Source organism: Chitinophaga sp. SYP-B3965 (genome assembly GCF_009647655.1).
GTDB lineage: Bacteria > Bacteroidota > Bacteroidia > Chitinophagales > Chitinophagaceae > Chitinophaga.
Genome location: NZ_WJFD01000004.1, coordinates 111,122 through 130,369, shown reverse-complemented (window position 1 = coordinate 130,369; position 19,248 = coordinate 111,122). Strand labels below are relative to the sequence as shown.

General features: G+C 46.4%; 16 protein-coding genes. 4 read left to right on the top strand and 12 right to left on the bottom strand.

Annotation, left to right across the window (positions count from 1 at the left end; genetic code table 11):
• Positions 1-56: 56 nt before the first annotated feature.
• Entirely contained in the window at positions 57-1,079 is a 1,023-nt protein-coding gene (locus tag GFS24_RS21630; protein WP_153663156.1) for a rod shape-determining protein, read from the bottom strand.
• A 118-nt stretch (positions 1,080-1,197) separates the two neighbouring features.
• Positions 1,198-2,478 (bottom strand): phosphoribosylamine--glycine ligase, encoded by a 1,281-nt coding sequence (gene purD, locus GFS24_RS21625; protein WP_153663154.1) that lies wholly within the window; start codon positions 2,476-2,478, stop codon positions 1,198-1,200.
• A 214-nt stretch (positions 2,479-2,692) separates the two neighbouring features.
• Between purD and GFS24_RS21620 the strand changes: the two genes are divergently transcribed.
• From GFS24_RS21620 to GFS24_RS21610, 3 genes are all read left to right on the top strand, one after another.
• Positions 2,693-4,237 (top strand): peptide MFS transporter, encoded by a 1,545-nt coding sequence (locus GFS24_RS21620; protein WP_153663152.1) that lies wholly within the window; start codon positions 2,693-2,695, stop codon positions 4,235-4,237.
• An 88-nt stretch (positions 4,238-4,325) separates the two neighbouring features.
• Entirely contained in the window at positions 4,326-6,398 is a 2,073-nt protein-coding gene (locus tag GFS24_RS21615; RefSeq protein WP_153663150.1) for an OPT family oligopeptide transporter, read from the top strand.
• Positions 6,399-6,409: 11 nt separating this feature from the next.
• Complete coding sequence (locus tag GFS24_RS21610) at positions 6,410-6,922, top strand: hypothetical protein (protein ID WP_153663148.1); 513 nt, start codon at positions 6,410-6,412, stop codon at positions 6,920-6,922.
• Between the two features lie 45 nt (positions 6,923-6,967).
• On the opposite strand, the gene GFS24_RS21605 is transcribed toward GFS24_RS21610, so the two are convergent.
• On the bottom strand, positions 6,968-7,888 hold the full coding sequence (locus GFS24_RS21605; RefSeq protein ID WP_153663146.1) for a S1C family serine protease: 921 nt from the start codon (positions 7,886-7,888) through the stop codon (positions 6,968-6,970).
• 120 nt (positions 7,889-8,008) lie between these two features.
• Between GFS24_RS21605 and bla the strand changes: the two genes are divergently transcribed.
• Positions 8,009-8,920: a class A beta-lactamase, subclass A2 gene (gene bla / locus GFS24_RS21600; protein WP_153663144.1), complete on the top strand. Its 912-nt coding sequence runs from the start codon at positions 8,009-8,011 to the stop codon at positions 8,918-8,920.
• A 682-nt stretch (positions 8,921-9,602) separates the two neighbouring features.
• Here the strand turns inward: bla and GFS24_RS21595 are convergent.
• The 9 genes from GFS24_RS21595 to GFS24_RS21555 form a co-directional block, all read right to left on the bottom strand.
• The gene (locus GFS24_RS21595; protein WP_153663142.1) at positions 9,603-10,799 is read right to left on the bottom strand and encodes a DUF1501 domain-containing protein; all 1,197 of its coding nucleotides are present in this window, start codon (positions 10,797-10,799) and stop codon (positions 9,603-9,605) included.
• Positions 10,800-10,817: 18 nt separating this feature from the next.
• Positions 10,818-12,263 (bottom strand): DUF1800 family protein, encoded by a 1,446-nt coding sequence (locus GFS24_RS21590; protein ID WP_173003151.1) that lies wholly within the window; start codon positions 12,261-12,263, stop codon positions 10,818-10,820.
• 109 nt (positions 12,264-12,372) lie between these two features.
• Positions 12,373-13,449 carry a ThiF family adenylyltransferase gene (locus GFS24_RS21585; protein ID WP_153663140.1) on the bottom strand — a complete coding sequence of 359 codons (1,077 nt, stop codon included), beginning with the start codon at positions 13,447-13,449 and terminating at the stop codon, positions 12,373-12,375.
• A gap of 43 nt (positions 13,450-13,492) precedes the next feature.
• Entirely contained in the window at positions 13,493-14,551 is a 1,059-nt protein-coding gene (locus tag GFS24_RS21580) for a M48 family metallopeptidase (protein ID WP_153663138.1), read from the bottom strand.
• 5 nt (positions 14,552-14,556) lie between these two features.
• Positions 14,557-15,099: a GNAT family N-acetyltransferase gene (locus tag GFS24_RS21575; protein WP_153663136.1), complete on the bottom strand. Its 543-nt coding sequence runs from the start codon at positions 15,097-15,099 to the stop codon at positions 14,557-14,559.
• A 64-nt stretch (positions 15,100-15,163) separates the two neighbouring features.
• Positions 15,164-15,463, bottom strand: a complete 300-nt coding sequence (locus tag GFS24_RS21570) for a hypothetical protein (protein ID WP_153663134.1) — start codon at positions 15,461-15,463, stop codon at positions 15,164-15,166.
• 42 nt (positions 15,464-15,505) lie between these two features.
• Positions 15,506-16,783: a serine--tRNA ligase gene (gene serS / locus GFS24_RS21565; RefSeq protein WP_153663132.1), complete on the bottom strand. Its 1,278-nt coding sequence runs from the start codon at positions 16,781-16,783 to the stop codon at positions 15,506-15,508.
• A gap of 35 nt (positions 16,784-16,818) precedes the next feature.
• On the bottom strand, positions 16,819-18,489 hold the full coding sequence (locus GFS24_RS21560; protein WP_153663130.1) for an NAD+ synthase: 1,671 nt from the start codon (positions 18,487-18,489) through the stop codon (positions 16,819-16,821).
• A 30-nt stretch (positions 18,490-18,519) separates the two neighbouring features.
• A complete protein-coding gene (locus tag GFS24_RS21555; protein WP_153663128.1) occupies positions 18,520-19,245 on the bottom strand; it encodes a porin family protein in 726 nt (241 codons plus the stop codon).
• Positions 19,246-19,248: the final 3 nt, after the last annotated feature.

The window sequence follows — 19,248 nt, the reverse complement described above, 5'->3', positions numbered from 1 at the left end:
TTAGGATTCCGGATTTTTCAATCCCGGCAGGGAGGCCTGCCGGGACTGTACTAATTTTATTGCATCAGGAATGGATACTTGCCAATATGTTTCAGGGCAATACCTGTACCTCTTACAACTGCGCGCAGCGGATCATCTGCTACATGCACAGGCAGTTTGATCTTTTGGGCCAAACGCTTGTCCAAACCGCGCAACAATGCACCACCACCGGTAAGGTATAAACCACGGCGGTAGATATCTGATGCCAGCTCCGGAGGCGTTGTTTCCAGCGCTTTCAGGATGGCTTCTTCTATTTTAAAGATGGATTTATCTAAGGCTTCTGCGATCTCCTGGTAAGATACCATGATCTGCTTGGGGATACCTGTTACAAGGTCACGGCCATTCACCGGCATATCATCCGGTGGGTTATCCAGTTCTTTCAGGGCAGAACCGATGCCGATCTTGATCTGCTCAGCGGTTCTTTCACCGATCAGCAGGCTATGATAGCGGCGCAGGGCTTCCATGATATCAGCGGTGAACTCATCACCGGCAATACGGATACTCTGGTCACACACGATACCTGCCAGGGCAATTACAGAGATACCAGTGGTTCCACCTCCGATATCAATGATCATATTACCAACAGGTTCTTCTACGTCTATACCTATACCAAGGGCAGCAGCCATTGGTTCATGGATCAGATAAACTTCTTTAGCGCCCGCCTGCTCAGCAGAATCGCGCACCGCACGTTTTTCTACCTCTGTAATGCTGGAAGGGATACAAATTACCATGCGCCAGCTTGGTGCAAACAATGGCTTTTTGGGGTATATCATTTTGATAAGCTCCCGGATCATGCCTTCCGCCGCATTGAAATCTGCGATCACACCGTCTTTCAACGGACGGATCGTACGCAGGTACTCATGCGTTTTCTCATGCATCATCATCGCCTTTTTGCCTACAGCAACGATCTTGCCACTGGCTCTTTCTATAGCTACAATGGAAGGCTCGTCTACTACAACTGAATCATTATGAATGATCAGTGTATTGGCAGTTCCAAGGTCTATTGCAATCTCCTGAGTTAAAAAGTTAAAGAAGCCCATTGTTTGATACGGTCAAAAATATTTGAATGCAAAAATGAATAATTCTAACGAATATACGATGCAATTATTGGATTTTCTCAACTATACATAATCTATACCTGATAGATGTACGAAGTTGTTAACTAACAAATTCATATCCAATATCTCTCCTATAATACTTGCCATCGAATTGAATGCGCTCGGCAGTTTGCCTCGAGTGGGTGAGCGCTAGCTGCAAATCGCTTGCCAAAGATGTAACCGCTATCACACGGCCACCGTTTGTAAGTACCTGATCTCCATCTGCTTTGGTACCTGCATGGAACACCAGTTGATCCTTTGCAGGGGCTGGTATTTCCGTGATCACCTTCCCTTTTTCGTATGCTTCAGGGTATCCTTTGCTCACCAGCATCACGGTAGCTGCTGCGCGGGGATCCTCATACACCGTCATTTCGTTGAGGGACTGCTTTTGTACGGCTGTGAATAATTCCAGCAGATCGTTCTGCAGGCGCGGGATCACCACTTCTGTTTCCGGGTCACCCATCCTGCAATTGTATTCAATCACAAAGGGTTCTCCTTCCACTTTGATCAGTCCAAAGAATATAAAACCATGATAAATGATGTGCTCTTTAGCTAAACCTTCTACTGTAGGGCGTATGATGCGGTCTTCCACCATCTCCATAAATGCACCCTGTGCAAACGGAACAGGTGAAACAGCACCCATACCTCCTGTGTTCAAACCGGTATCTCCTTCTCCTATCCGCTTGTAATCCTTTGCAGTAGGCAGGATCTTATAGTGTTTACCATCTGTGAGTACGAACACGGACAATTCTATACCCGTGAGGAACTGCTCTATCACTACTTTTTTACTGGCCTCTCCAAACTTGGCGGACCGGATCATTTCTTCAAACTCCTGTACAGCTTCATCATGAGAAGATGTAATAACTACACCTTTACCGGCTGCTAATCCGTCTGCTTTCAATACAATAGGTACTGCATGCTGGCGGATATAGGCTACGCCTTCTTCAAAATTAGCTTCACTGAATTCCCGGTATGCAGCGGTGGGGATGTTGTGCCTTTGCATAAATAACTTCGCAAACGCTTTACTGCCTTCCATTTGCGCGCCTTCCTGGGAAGGACCGATCACCGGAATATGCTGTAAAGCCGCATCTGCCTTGAAGAAATCATATACGCCATTTACCAGTGGTTCCTCAGAACCGGGCACCAGCATATCTATCTGGTTATCCAGGCAGAAGCTTTTTATCTTCTCAAAATCACTTACACCCATGTTCACATTAGTGCCATATGCTGCCGTTCCTGCGTTTCCAGGGGCAATATACAAGTGTGTACATGCAGTGCTTTGTGCTATCTTCCAGGCCAGCGCGTGCTCCCGGCCACCACTTCCTAACAGTAAAATATTCATAATGGATTGAAACGTAATGTTATGAGGGGAATCCCAGTTACAATAATAATAACCGATGTTTAACCAGCGGAAAATTTTTGCAAAGTACGGTCAAAAAAGCCACTTTTTTAATGGAGATGCCTGATTTTCTTTATCTTTCAGCGCAAATTTTATATTGATACTGCTTATAGTCAACTTATCGTCACAGAAAACAACAAAATTTAACTGACCATTTATGAATCAAACTGCTACTCCGAAAGGGCACCCGAAAGGGCTGTACGTGTTGTTTGCCACTGAAATGTGGGAGCGTTTCAACTACTACGGAATGAGAGCCATCCTGATCTATTTTATGACGGATGCGTTGTTGTACTCAAAACCCTTTGCCTCTAATTTATACGGTGGTTATACCGGCCTTGTTTACCTTACTCCCTTGATCGGGGGATATGTAGCAGACAGATATTGGGGTAACAGGCAATCTATTATTATAGGTGGTCTCTTCATGGCACTGGCAGAGTTCTTCTTATTTGGTTTTGCCAGCTATTACACAGAACTGCAGGCATCTCCGGAACTATCCAGGCTGTTGTTCTATACCGGATTAGGGTTAATGATTGCCGGTAACGGTTTTTTCAAACCCAACATCTCTTCCCTGGTAGGGCAGCTGTATGCTAAAACAGATACAAGAAAGGATGCTGCTTATACCATTTTCTACATGGGCATCAATGTGGGTGGTATGCTCGGGCCCTTCATTTGCGGCCTTGTAGGTAACACAGGCAATCCTGCTGATTTCAAATGGGCTTTCCTGGCAGCAGGCATAGGCATGTTACTCAGCGTGATCACCATGAAACTGTTGCAGGAAAAACACCTTGTATCTCATGATGGCAAACCGGTAGGGGTTATCCCTGAACGTATGGAAGGCAAAAGTCACTTCCTTAAAAAAACGTTCTCCCTGAAGTCTGTGATCTTTATATTAGCCATCGCCGCAGCTGCAATTGGATTGCTCTATCTGCATGCTGATCAGATCGTTGATATCACCGTTCTCCTGATAGTGGGTTTGGCAGTGATCCTGTTTGTGATCTTTTCAGATAAAGAACTGAGCACTGTTGAAAGGCAGCAAGTGGGTGTGATCCTGATCGTATCCTTCTTTGTGATCTTCTTCTGGAGCGCATTTGAGCAGGCGGGGGCTTCTTTGTCCTTCTTTGCCAATGAGCAAACAGACCGCGATATTCCTTTCCTGAACTTTACCGTTCCGCCTTCCTGGTTCCAATCCCTGAACTCTGCTTTCGTGGTGATCTTTGCACCGTTGTTTGCAGCTATCTGGCTGTTCCTGGGCAAACGTAAAATAGAGCCGAATTCTCCTACTAAAATGGCCATAGGTTTGCTTTTACTGGCAGTGGGTTTCTTAGTGATAGCCATGGGCGTAAAGAATCCTACCCAGCAGAAAGTAAATATGATGTGGCTCACCAGCATGTATGCCTTACATACCTGGGGTGAATTATGCCTTTCTCCTATTGGCCTTTCCCTGGTAAATAAACTGGCCCCTGTACGTTTTGCCTCTCTCTTAATGGGGGTATGGTTCATGGCCAATGCTGCCGCGAATGTATTAGCCGGTAAATTGAGTGCTTTGTACCCGCCTCCCGGCGAAACCACCCATTTCCTGGGTTATTCCATCTCCTCACTCTACGACTTTTTCATGTTATTCGTTGTGATGGCGGGAGTTGCCTCTCTCATCCTCTTCTTCCTGACCCGCTTTTTGGGAAGATGGATGCACGAATCAAAATAAATCTTAACTTATATATTGAAGGGATACAAGGCAACTTGTATCCCTTTTGATTTATTATTACTATATTTAATGATTATCAACCTTTCTTATGTCAGACACCAAATTCAAACCCTTTGTTGCGCCTGAAGTGAAGATGAAAGAACTGACCCTCAAGTCCATCCTGCTGGGATGTCTTGCAGGTGTGATCTTCGGCGCCGCCACTGTTTACCTGGCCCTGAAAGCAGGCTTAACTGTTTCTGCATCTATCCCTATTGCCGTGATAGCCATCACGTTAGGCCGCAAATTCTTCAAAACCACCATTCTCGAAAACAATATCATTCAAACTACCGGTTCTGCGGGAGAATCCATCGCCGCGGGCGTGGTATTCACTTTGCCGGGATTTCTCTTCCTTTCTGCCAATGAATTTGGCATCAGTGGCGGGGAAGCATATTTCGATTACGTCACCATCCTCATACTCGCTATTTTCGGAGGGATCCTGGGCACGCTCATGATGATCCCTCTAAGGCGTTCCCTCATTGTAAAAGAACACGATACACTCCCCTATCCGGAAGGTACGGCCTGCGCCTCTGTGCTGAAAGCTGGTGAAAAAGGCGGGGAGTTTGCCAAAACAGCCTTCCTGGGCCTTGGTTTTGCATTGGCCTATGCCATGTTGCAAAGAGTGTTCCACGTGATCTCAGAAACACCTGCTTTTATTACGGCCCAGGCCAATAAAGTATTCCCCTCTGCGAGGCTGAGTGGCGACATTACACCTGAATATCTTGGTGTGGGTTATATCATCGGGCCAAGGATTGCTGGTGTACTGGTGGCCGGTGGCGTACTGTCCTGGCTTTGCCTCATTCCCTTGCTGGCATCCCTTGTTCCCAACGAGATCATTGCCACGCAACTGGTGAAACTGGGGCTCCTGGCCAATTTGGATACCGCCGGCGGTAGCGGAGGCTGGAATCCTATTACCCGTACTTTTGCAGATTCTGCCGGCGCCATTTACGCAGCTTATGTGAAACAAATTGGTGCAGGCGCTGTAGCAGCAGGTGGTATCATCACCCTCATCAAAACCATTCCAACCATCATATCTTCTTTCAAAGACAGCATGGGTTCCCTGAAAGAAAAAAAGGAAGGAGGGGCAGAAGTACCAAGAACAGAAAAAGATATCTCTTTCAAATTCGTGATATTCGGCAGTCTTGCACTGGTGATATTGATGGCATTATTGCCGCAAATCCCCGGAGAATCCATCTGGAATAAACTCCTGATAGGTTTGCTGGTTGTGATCTTCGGCGCTTTCTTCGTAACAGTGAGCAGCCGCATTGTAGGATTGATCGGTAGCAGCAATAACCCTATTTCCGGGATGACCATTGCCACCATTATGGGTACCTGCCTGATATTCATAGCAGTAGGATGGACCGGGAAAGTATTTGAACCCATGGCCCTGGTGGTTGGAGGTATGATCTGCATCGCTGCAGCGAATGCCGGCGCCACTTCCCAGGATTTAAAATCAGGATATCTTGTAGGCGCCACACCAAGGAACCAGCAAATTGCGTTATTTATCGGCGCTATTGTTTCTTCCCTCGTGATCGGCTGGACAGTGCATATCCTGGATACCCCCACAAGGGAAATGGTGGCGAACGGAATTCATCACGCCATCGGAACAGAAGATCTGTCTGCCCCACAAGCTACTTTGATGGCTACGCTCATCAAAGGCATCCTGGGTGGCGATCTGGATTGGCAGTTTGTACTGGTTGGTGTGTTCATTGCAATAACACTGGAACTGTGCGGCATAAAATCCCTGTCTTTTGCCGTAGGGGTTTATCTTCCACTGGCTACTACTTTGCCTATCTTTGTAGGAGGTGCGATCCGTGGATTGGTTGAGTGGAAACAGAAACGTTCCGGCATTAAACTAACCGCTGAAGAAGAGGAACTGGGTAAGGGCAATCTCTTTGCCACAGGGCTCGTAGCGGGAGGAGCAGTAGCTGGTGTAGTGGTAGCTGTTTTATCTGTGAACGAAACAGTAGCGGATGGCCTAAAGTCCATCAGCGCGGAACATGGTCTTTCCAGTTTGTTTGGGGCCGGTGGTTACCAGATACTGGGTGTGCTCTTTTTTGCTGTGATGGGTTATGTACTATACCGTATTGGCCGGCAAAAGCAGGCGCCGATAGACAATATTTAAATATTTTACCTATGCCAACGAAATTAACCCTGTTAGGAATAGCTGCATTTGCACTATTGCTGACAGCTTGTAAAGACGACACGGATGTTGCGCCACAGCGTAAGTTCATCTCTTTCAAGATGGATAACGCAGTAGTCCTATCCGAACAGGTCCACCGGGTGTTTTATTCTCCCGGTAATCTCTCGGATGCTGATCCCGACAATGATCATTCAGAAATGCTGATCACGGGTTATACCTATAACAGGGACGCTATCAATATCCGCATCACTTCTCCGTATCCTACATTAACACCTGGTGTTTATACAAACGCCACCTATGGTACGGAAATGATCATGGAAATGAATCCCTCACTGGAACTGATAGGCGCTGACTATAACTTTGGCAACTTGTCCGTAACCATCCATGAAATGAAGGACTCTACGGTAGTAGGGCAGTTTAGCGGCACCCTGGTGAGTATGAACGATGGATCGCTGAAGCAGGTAACGGATGGATATTTTAAATTGATCTACAGGAATTACCCATAAAAAAATTGCGGTCATCATTGGTTCGTCAGTGATGACCGCAAAATTTTAAGCCGCTTTTTTCTCTGTGGGCGTTACCCTCAGTTCCAGTAAACGATTCTGGCGGATCACGCGGATGTACTGGAATTGCCCGATCTTCTCACGGTCCAGCTGACGGAATAATGCATCCGATGTTTCTACCGGGTTGTCATTGAAAGACACAATGATATCGCCATCTGCAATCCCCGCTTTTCCAGCCGGACTGCCAGCTTCCACACCTGTTACAAAAAGTGCGCTCTTGTTCTTCAACTCCAGGCCACTGCGCAACTTCGGCACCAGGTTGATCTGTTGCAGCATCATGCCCAGATAAGCCCTTCTCACTTTACCGGATTTCATCAGTTCCGCTGCTATCACACGGGCTGTGTTAATGCTGATCGCAAAACACAATCCCTGCGCGCCACGGATCATAGCGGTGTTCACACCAATCACTTCTCCTTTATAATTGATCAGCGGCCCACCGGAGTTTCCCGGATTTAAAGCCGCATCCGTTTGCACAAGGTCATCCATTAACCTGCCGGTTTCACTTAGTAAGGAACGTCCTAAAGCACTCACCACACCTGCTGTTACAGTATGCTGAAAGCCCATGGGGTTACCAATGGCAATCACCAGCTGGCCGATCTGCAAATCGTTTGTGTCGCCCAATTGTGCTGCCTGAAAGTCGTACGCCGTAGATTTGAGGATGGCAATGTCCGTATCCGGATCTTCACCCGCCAGTGTAGCGGGGTAAACAGTGCCATCGTGCAGCATTACATTGAAAAAGCTGCCGTTGTGCACTACATGAGAGTTCGTAAATAAATAACCATCAGAAGAAAAGAAGAACCCCGAACCGGTTCCGGTCACTTTCCTTTGAGCATCCAGCCGTTCTATCTTCACAACTGATCTGCTCGCAGCTTCTACTGCATGATGGATGATTTCAGAATACGCATCCATATAACCTCCTTCTTTATTCCCCCTCTATCGCATAAAACAAGCCACATGAAAAACTTGCCAAAATGACAGCAAAACGAATGCGCGTTATCCTTTATCTTCCGTTTCCAAATACTTACATCCATGAAATTCACTGTTTTATCCGCAACCACTTTACTGGTACTGGCTGCGTGCCATGCGCCCACGACTCAGTCTTCCACAGATTCCAGGCTCCGTTTGCAGATAGCCCAGATCGCCGCTACCATAGATGGACAAGTTGGCGTATCTATCCGTAATCTTGATACCCGGGATACGGTCACTTTTAATGATACCACTAATTACGCCATGCATAGTGTTTTCAAATTCCCTATCGCCATGGCACTCCTGCACCAGGTAGATCAGGGGAGATTACAACTGGAGCAAAAGATCTATATCGATAAAAAATGGATGGTGCCGGATACGCATAGCCCGCTGCGGGATTCATTTCCTGCCGGCAATATGGATGTTACTTTATCCCATTTGCTGAGCCTCATGGTTTCGCAGAGTGATAATATTGCCTGTGATGTGCTGATAGACCTTGCCGGTGGGGAAGGTGCCATCGATGAATATATTCACAGCCTGGGCGTAAAGGATATTGCTATTGCCGCCAGCGAAGCTAAAATGGCTTCTTCCTGGGATGTGCAATTTACCAACTGGAGTACACCCACCGCCATCGTTGATCTGCTGGAGATCCTGAACAAAGGCACTGCTTTGTCTAAAACTACCAATGCATTCCTTTGGAAGATCATGACGGAGACTTCTACAGGGCCGCACAGGATCAAGGGGCTTTTACCGGCTAATGTGGTGGTGGCGCATAAAACGGGAACTTCCGGGAGTAAGGATGGGGTGTATGCTGCTACCAATGATGCAGGGATCATTTTCCTGCCGAATGGCCAGAAGCTGGCGATTGTGGTGTTTGTGTCTATGAGTAAGGCCGATGAGGCAACGAGAGAGGGAGTGATTGCGAAAGTGGCGAAGGCGGCTTATGATGAGGCGGTTTCTTCTGATAAAAAGTAAAAGCTGCGCCTTGAGGGCTTTCAATAAAAAGTAGCCCGGGAGCTAAGTTTCAATCAAAACACCCCTTCGGGGTGGGGTTTTATACTATTAAAGTAAAAGCTGCTCAGGGGTTAAATTTCAATAAAAAACACCTCCCTTCGGGGGTATAGTATAAAAGTAAAAGCCGCTTAGGAGCTAATTTCAAAAACACCCCCTCCGGGGTAGGTTATAGTATAAAAGTAAAACCTACTCAGGAGTTAAATTGCAATAAAAAAACACCCTCCGGAATTGGTTATAGTATAAAAGCAAAAGCCGCTTAGGAGCTAATTTCACCCCCCCTCCGGGGTAGGTTATAGTATAAAAGTAAAACCTACTCAGGAGTTAAATTGCAATAAAAAAACACCCTCCGGAATTGGTTATAGTATAAAAGCAAAAGCCGCTCAAGAGCAAATTTCAAAAAACACCCCCTCCGGGGTGGGTTTTATAGTATAAAAGTAAAAGCTAATCAAGAGCTAAGTTTCAATTAAAACACCTCTCCGGGGTGGGTTTTAAAGTATAAAAGTAAAAGCCAATCAGGAGTTAAATTTCAGTAAAAAAATACCCCCGACCCCGAAGGGGTCTTAAATAAAAAATCTGAAGCCGCCTTCGAACACAATCGAGGCGGCTTCTTTCTTCATAAGCAAAATTCAGGTTCTTCAACAAACTATATGAATGATAAATGTTCGTATTGTTTTTTAAGGATCGCCTGATCATCCGCTCCCAGCCACTTCTTCAGCAGGGTAGCATATACATTCTTAAAGTCTACTTTATACTGCAGATCACCCTCCTGTAAATTATTCAGATCCGGGCCTTCATTCAGCACACCTTTCTGCTGCAAGCCACCACCTATCAGGAACATATTATTCGCTGTTCCATGATCCGTACCACCACTTGCATTCTGCCCCACACGGCGGCCAAATTCAGAGAAGGTCATCACCAGCACATCCTTGAAACGATCATTCTTTTTCAGATCAGTAGTGAACGTCTGCAAAGCATCACTCAATTGCTCAAACAATCGCTGCTGTTGTCCCTGCTGCCCCACATGCGTATCAAAACTACCATGCGAAACATAGTAAACACTGGTATTGATATCCGTCATGATCAGCTCCGCAATGGTTTTCATATTGCGGCCTAATTCTGTAGCAGGATATGACTCCTTGCTCTTGTATGTTTTAAACTGTTGCTGAATGTAAGCGGCAGAAGAAATAGTTTCCGCCATTGTTTTGTAGAGATACCCTACATTCTGATGTTCATCCTCATGAGATTGCTTCAGCAACTCTTTGAAATAACGATCATTGCTGGCGCCGAATAAACGTTGCGGATCTGTGAGGGCAAGGCCTTTCACGGCATCTCCCTTCAAAGCCATGCTGAGTGTATCATCTATTTCCAGCGCCTGCGTTGGCATGTCACATCCTTTACATTGCGCATCCAGGTAACGGCCTAACCAGCCGGTACCCCAGTAATCTTTGGAATCGCTGGCGCTTTGCCAGATATCCATAGAACGGAAATGCGAACGGTCCGGATTAGGATAACCTACACTATTGAGAACACCTAATGAGCCATCATCATACAAAGCTTTGAAACTTTTCAGTGCGGGATGGATACCCAGCTCATCGTTGAGCGCCAGCGCCTGCTCTCTTTTGATACCGAGGGTAGGGCGCATTTTATAGTAAATATCGTTGCGGTAAGGGATCACGGTATTAAGACCATCATTGCCGCCGGATAGTTGTACTACTACCAATACTTTGTTGCCGGGAGGGACCAGGTTGCCCTGCTCCATGGCTTTCAGGAATTTAGGCAGCATCAGGCTGGCTGAAGCGAGTGATCCTACTTGTAAGAACCTGCGTCTGTTAACTTGCATAGTACTACGGATTTCAGTTTAACACAATTGGTATTCCGGCGTGCTCATTACATCAATGGTAACTGTTTTGATGTAATTCTCACGTGAGGAACTATCCGAATATTTTTCCAGTAATTCTTTATTGATCGAATTATTCTTCAGCAGCAAAGACTGCGCGATCTGATCGGCGAGTTTTTCGCGCGGGGTGTCTTCGAAGTCCTTCAGGTAAGGATTCCAGTCCACCTTTGCATTCACTCTTCGTGCATATTGCTTTTTCAGGAACTCATTCACCTGCATCGTCATTTTATAATTCGCGCCCTCTCCCATTTCTGGTGTGATCTCTTTAGGGCGGATATTAAATTCCTGCGAATACAAAATGATCTGTGGTACGCGCATGCGGAACATCAGGCTGGAACTGTCTATCCAGCTGCGTCCGCCAGGCCAGCCGGCTACGTTGGGCGGATAGAATAATACCTGGCCCATCACACGTTGGAATACCAGCATCGCTTCTTCCTGTTCAAATTGCATGGGGATGGATTTACGCAATCCTACCAGCAATTCCACGGGAGATTTGATCTTGCTGCCGATGTTCTTTTCTTCATAGAACCAGTCCGCTAAAAAGATCTCCTGCATGAGGGCACGCAGATCATAATTAGACGAATAGAATTTATCAGCGAGTTTATTAACGTGTGCTTCGTTCACTTCTTCATTGACGAAGTAGCGGTAGATCTTGGTGGTGATGTACTTTGCTGTTTGCTTTTGTTCCAGCAGGATGTTGATCACATCATCTCCATCAAACTTACCGGTTTTACCCAGCAGGGTTTTAGTGCCTTCATCGTGGAGGTTCTTTCTGAACTTGAATTGGCCCACTTCATCATATCCCCAACCGGTGAAAGCCCTGGCTGCTTCTTTCACATCTGTTTCCGTATAATTACCACGACCCATGGTGAATAATTCCATCACTTCACGGGCAAAGTTCTCATTTGGTTTTTGCTTGCGGTTCTGCTGGTTATTGAGGAAGGCCAGCATAGCGGGTGTTTTAGACACTTCGCGCAGCAGGCCGCCAAAATTATCCAGCCCGTATTGGCGGATCACTTGTAACAGCTGTTGATTGAAAAGCACGTTTTGCGTGCGGCAGGCAAAATGGCCGTGCCAGAAGAGCGCCATTTTTTCCCGCAGGGGATGCGGATTATTGATCATGGCGTGCGTCCACATCACGTTCAGGTCTTTGATGCCATCTGTGTTCATTTTCTGTACTGCCTTGCGTTCTTCTGCGCCCATATTACGCTGGCGCTGGTAATCCGGCAGATCAGTTTCATCAATTACTTTAACGGGATCAAGTGCAGCTTCAGGACCAAGGATCAGCTTTCGTACTACTTCCTTCCTCCTTTTCTTTGCCCAGGAATTAATTACCGGGAGGCTTTCGCCAAATCCCGCTCTCCAGGCAAGGTGCTGCAATTGTGTTTGTTCTGGAACAACAGCCATATGCAAAAGAATTTATAGATAGTGAGACGTACTAATGCGTGCAAAGTTTAACCGGGTGTGCCCGGTTCTCCTAAAAAGTACAAAATTCATTCCAGAGAGGGGGGAGAATTTAATAGACGTTCATATTCTTGTCTATTTCAAGGGCCCAGGCGTGGATGCCGCCTGTTACATTAAAAACCTCATTAAAACCGGATTGTACCAGTTGTTGCGCTACTGCTTTGCTGCGCATTCCGTGATGGCAGATCACGGCAACGGGTTTCTTTTTGGCAAGACCGGCAATGGAGGCCTCAATACGGCGCATAGGAATATGGAGGGCCCCCTCAATATGACAGATCTCCCATTCCTCTTTTTCGCGCACGTCTACTAACTGAAAATCAATGCCCTGTTCCAGCCATTGTTGTAATTCCTCTACAGAAAGATGCTGCATATGCTGAGGATCGCAAACACTATCCCCATAACTCTCCTGCAGTTCACTGATCTTGTGGTTGGCAGGGATATTCTGAAAAGTAAAGATCTGTTGTGTATTATCCAGGATATTGATCGTTAACAACTGATTGGCCAAAGGCTCCCCGATGTTGCAGATCACTTTTACAGCTTCGTTGGCCTGGTAGCAACCTATAATTCCTGGCAAAACACCCAATACGCCCACGGCGTTACAATCCGGTGCAATACCTGGTTCCGGGAACAGGCAGCGGTAAGTGGCACTGCCCTGGTAATTAAATACGCTCACCTGCCCTTCAAATTCGAAAATAGCGCCGGACACAAATGGCCGGCCCAATATTACGCAGGCATCATTCACGAGGTAACGTGTACCAAAGTTATCGGAACAATCTATCACGAGATCATACTTCGCTACAATATCCAATGCATTGGCGGTAGTGAGGAAAGTATTGTGTGCAACAAAATTCACTTCAGGATTCAGCTCTTTCAGGCGGTTGATGGCCGTTTGCAATTTCGGTTTACCATCATCCTCCGTGCGATATAAAACCTGGCGGTGAAGATTGGTGATAGAGATGGCATCCTGCTCAATGATCCCTAACTTCCCCACTCCCATTGCCGTAAGATATTGCAGTACAGGCACTCCCAGGCCACCTGCACCTACTACCAGTACAGCAGCTTCATGAAGCAGATCCTGTTTGTCTGGCCCAAAACCATTCAGGCGAATTTGTCGGTCGTATCGGTTCATATGATGTATTCTCTACTCTAATTTCGGCATTTTTTTATTGCTGTCAATAATCTGCTTTTAATTGCTTCCAAATTATTTGCATAGGGGCAGAAACCGGTATGGGAGCCACTCCAACAAGTTTGCTTTTTACATATTCCATGCGGCGTTCAAGGTCCGGATGACTGCTTAGCCATTCTGAAGTAGCGGCGCCTGAACCTGTACCTTTCTTCAAGGTAGTGAATAACCAGATATATCCTTCTCCGTTAATTTTTCGCTGTTGCAGCAATTGCAATCCATTCAGATCAGCTTCCTTTTCCAGTTTGCGGGAATACTCCAGACTTTTGAGGGTATTGGCATTTTCTACGATCACAGCCCCCAGCCCTGTAACATCACCGAACACCATGGAGATCATGGCATAAGTGCCCAGGCTTTGTACCAGGGAACGGGTAGTATGCCGCAATTGCACGTGTGAATATTCATGTGCCAGCAATGCCGCCAGTTCTTCCGGGTGTTGCATTTGTTGCAATAAACCACTGAATACTACAATATGCCCGCCCGGAATAGCGAATGCATTTGTCTCTGCTTTTTCCACCACGGTGATCTGTATGGGGTAAGCGGAAGAAATATTCATGGCCTTATAGAATGCGTTTGCCTGCTCTGTTTGCTCAGGCAATACTTTAAAATCTTTGATGAGGGTGTTGTAAGATTGCTCTCCGAATTTCACTTCGTATTCAATAGGTAGCGTATTGGCCACACGGCCGGCAGCGAAAGGTAATAACCAGAACCACGCAATGGCAATCAATGCTATCACACAAACACCTGCACCCAACATAACTGCTAAAGCATTATTAGGCGCAGTATGTTTCATTTTTTGCAACGCGAAGGCAGCAAATTCATTGGAGGAAACATGCAGGGTTTGCTGTGGAAGCCCTGTGTGATGAAGGGTGCAGCCACCATAGGTTTCTTTTCCGGGCACTACATTATACCAATACCAGAATACAGTACGGGGATTACCATCTGCATCTTTCAGATGGATCTCAATTCGTTTACCGGTGGCCGTTATGGCTGCCGGTTGAACATTGTCCGGAGAATCATAAGCATAAGTTCCCTGGTAAGTTTGCATAGGTATTAATGTTTGATCCGTTTACTCATCACCACCAGGTCTATCCAGTCTCCATTCGTTTGCCTCAGGCCCTGTGGTATACGGCCATGTTCAATAAAATTAAAATTACGGTATAATTGAATGGCCCGCTCATTGGTGGCCAATACTTCAAAATGAATGGTGGTAATATGCGGATGCTCTTCCACCCAGCGGATGGCGGCGGTAAGTAATCGCCTGCCAATACCCATATTCCAGTACCTGTGCAATACGGCCACGCCCATCAGGGCCATGTGTTTTTGCTTCTGAAAACGTGCCTGGTTCAGGCTTAAGGTACCTACTACTTCTCCATCTGCTTCTGCTATCAGGAATAAATTATCCGGATGATGAAGGTAAGAACGGATGAAAGCTTCTTCTGCCGCGAGGTCAAATTTCTTTGCTTCTTCATGGGTGTACAGCAGGAAATCTGTTTCCTGCGTCAATTGCAGAAAGCAGTCCAGGCAAGCCTGCGCATCGCTGACTTCCGGCCTGCGGATCACCAGCTTTTTGCCATTGGGAAGGAAGTGCTGCATGGATACAAATATAATAGAAAAGGCGACCGGTGGGGTCGCCTTTCAAGTTCATTTAAGTAACAACTCAGGATGCTTTCGCATGTTTGGTCACAAAAGCCAATACAGCCGATTTTTGATCAGCAGTGAGTTTTGCTTTAGAGGCCATCCTGTCAATAATTTTAGGCCACTGACCCGCTGTATGCGTTTCAGGGATCCTGTAACCGTGACATTTTGCGCATTTCTCGCGGAAGATGGATTTACCATCTGAATCTTCATACTTTGAAAAAGCTGCTTCTACTTTTGCGGTATCATTAGGATTGATGCCTTTAGCGCATCCATATAATACAACTGCAATCAGAAAGAGTTGACCAAGTGTTTTCTTCATAATTTGCATTTTTGGACCTGTTAACAAAATAGCATAAAATACTTAACCGTTGCTTATGCGGTCGCTTCCAAAATATCGTTGTAACGCTTCCGGTATATTAATGCCTTCAGGCGTTTGATTATTCTCCAATAAACAGGCCAGAATTCTTGGTAATGCCAGGGAACTGCCGTTCAAAGAATGCACCAGCTGGTTCTTACCATTCTCATCCTTATAACGGATCTTCATCCGGTTGGTCTGATAGTTCTCAAAGTTAGATACAGAGCTTACTTCCAGCCATTTTTCCTGTGCAGCAGAGTATACTTCAAAGTCGTAGGTCTGTGCAGCTGTAAAGCCCATATCTCCTCCGCAAAGGTTCAGAATGCGGTAGGGTAACCCTAAGGACTGTATGAGTTTTTCCACATGTATCACCATCTCCTCTAATATCGCATAAGATTTGTCCGGATGTACCAGCTGTACCAGTTCCACTTTCTCAAACTGATGCAAACGGTTCAGACCACGTACGTCCTTACCATATGAACCAGCCTCTCTGCGGAAACAGGGCGTATAGGCCGTCATCTTTACCGGCAGTTCTGATTCCTTCAGGATCTCATCGCGGTAAATATTGGTAACGGGTACTTCTGCTGTAGGGATCAGGTAAAAATTATCTTCTGTTACAAAATACATCTGGCCTTCTTTATCCGGCAACTGGCCGGTTCCGTAAGCAGATGCTTCATTCACCAGGTAAGGCGGTAACATTTCTATGTAACCCGCTGCGGTGTTGAAGTCCAGGAAATAACTGATCAGTGCGCGTTGTAAACGGGCGCCTTTGTTCTTATATACAGGAAAACCGCTGCCGGTGATCTTGTTACCCAGTTCAAAATCTATCAGGTCATATTTCTTAGCCAGGTCCCAGTGAGGTACGGAGCCTTGTGCCAATACAGGCTTAGCGCCGCCGCCGCGTACTTCTACATTGTCCTCCGGGGTTTTACCCGCTGGTACATTTGCACCGGGCAGGTTAGGCAGTTTTACCAGTGTATCGTGCAGTGATTTTTCTGTAGCAGCCAGTGATTCATTGATAGGACCAAGGGCTTGTTTGAAATTGGCTACTTCCTGTTTACGCGCTTCCGCAGCGGCTTTATCACCGGATGCCATCAGCTTTCCGATCTCTTTGGAGGCCGAATTTACTTTCGCCTGTGTGTCATCATACTCCAGCGTCAGCTTCTTGCGCTGATCATCTAATGCCAGTATTTCTTCTACCAGTCCGGGTTCTTTAAAATTCTTCACCCCTAGTCTTTCCAGTACCAGCTCTTTGTTTTGACGAATAAATTGTACCTGTAACATCTGTATTTTCCTATTGGATTTGGACAAAGATAACTTTAACTCAAATATTTCCCTACGATCGGTACACGGCGTCCTACACCAAAGGCTTTGGAACTCACGCGGATAATGGGGCAGAATTGGTTGCGTTTGTATTCATTGGTATTCACCATCTTCAGGGTACGGGCCACCAGCGCAGCATCAAAGCCCTGCGCGATGATCTCACGGGGTCCCTGGCGGCGTTCTATATACTGGTACAGGATCCTGTCCAATATAGCATAATCCGGCAGGCTATCACTGTCCTTCTGATTGGGCCTGAGTTCTGCCGACGGGGCTTTATGAATAATATTAGCAGGAATGATCTCTTTCTCCCGGTTGATATATTCCGCGAGGGCATATACCTGCATCTTATATACATCTCCCAGAACGGAAAGCCCTCCGGCCATGTCTCCATACAACGTCCCGTAACCTGTGCTCAATTCACTCTTATTGGAAGTGTTCAGCAGGATATACCCGAACTTGTTAGACAAGGCCATCAGCAGGTTTCCACGGATGCGGGACTGTGTATTTTCTTCCGCCACATTAAAGGGCAGGCCATGGAAGAAGGGGTCCAGCGTATCCAGGAAAGTTTCGTAAATGTTATTGATGCGGATGATGTCGAAAGGGGTTTCCAGGTTTTTGGAAAGCGCAACGGCATCATCTACGGAATGTTCTGTTGAATAAGGGGAAGGCATGGCTACAGCCCTTACATTTTCTTTGCCCAGTGCTTTTACAGCCAGGGCTAAAGTAACAGCGCTGTCTATTCCTCCGGAAGACCCCAGGATGGCTTGTTTAAAGCCCATCTTCCCGAAATAATCCTTGATCCCTAATACAATCGCATCATGGATGCGGTGGATGTTATGATCAAATTCCAGTGCCGTGATATCTGATGTACCATGGAAAGGTACGGCCGTGGCGATATCTGCTTTTGCGAGGGAGTTGAGGTCTACACCCGCCATCGCTTCTTCAAAATAGGGCAGTTCTTTTACGATATTGCCCTGCCCGTCAAAGATCAGCGAGCCGCCATCAAACACGATCTCCGTCTGTGAGCCTACTGTATTGCAATAGTACATGGGCAGGCGGTACTTGCGCACATTTTCCCGGATGATCTCTTTCCTGCTTTCATCATGATCATAATCAAAAGGAGAAGCAGAGAGGTTGAGCATTACATCCGGTGCCTGTTCCATGAGATGGTCCATCGGGCAGATGCGGTATAATGGATTGTTGCCAAGGTTCCAGATATCTTCACAGATGGTAACCGCCAGTTTCTTCCCTTTGAAGGGCACGATGTTCCATTCATACGCCGGTTCAAAATAGCGGTGTTCATCAAACACATCGTAAGTGGGCAGTAAGGTTTTATGAATGATCTGTTTCACCTCACCTTCATAGAGGAACCAGGCTGCATTGAACAGGTCTTTCCCTTCTCTGACGGGGTTCTTGTGGGGAGCACCCACCAGTACGGCCGTTTTGGAAGTATGTGCTTTGATCTCATCAATAGCGGCGTAACTCTTTGCAATGAAATCCTCAAACTCCAGGAAATCTCTTGGCGGATAACCACACACGCACAATTCAGAGAACACTACGAGGTCTGCCCCCTGCTGCTCTGCCTCTTTAATGGCAGTAATGATCTTTGCCGTATTCGCTTCAAAGTTCCCGATGTGGTAGTTCTGCTGGGCTAAAAAGATTTTCATCCGTTCGTTTTTATCTCTGCAAAGGTACGGTTAAAAATACACCCCTAAACGCAATACGAAACTGTTAATGTTCACTTTACCATCGTCCCATTTGCCATTTTTTGTGGCGTCCACAAAGCCGTTCTGGAAATTGAAACCTACTATGCCCGTGAGGGTTTCTGTGAGTGGATATTCAATCCCGGCGCCAAGCAGCAAACCTGCATTGATAGGGGTTATCTCCCGTAGCACACTTTCTTTTTCAAACTTCTGCAAACCACTGATCACATTGGCCTTCGCTCTTATCGGGAAACCGGCATAAGTGCCAAACTGGCCCCAGATGCCGATGCCGCTGTTTGTATTGGTTTTAAGTTTCAGCGCAAAGGGCACCTCCACATACTGCAAACGCAGATCATATTCGGTAGGATCCGCTTTGTATTTATCAAGTCCTTTACCGGCATCATACATCAATACACTTCCCATATGGCTGATCTGCAAACCGGAAGCAATGGCATAATTACCGGATTCATCCAGGAAGAAATCTGCCATGATCCCGTAGCTGAAATAAAATTTACCCCCGTTACGTTCTATACCGTTTTCCTGTGGACGCATGATGGAAACTCCCGGGTCGATCTTAAAACCAAACCGTACCTTACGGCCAATTTCTCCGGAAGCCCGGTCACTCAGTGTTTGAGCGTTAAGGTTACTGCAAAGGGCTACACATGCAAATACGAAGATCAAAGATTTCGATAATACGTTCTTATTCAATATTTTTACCATTTC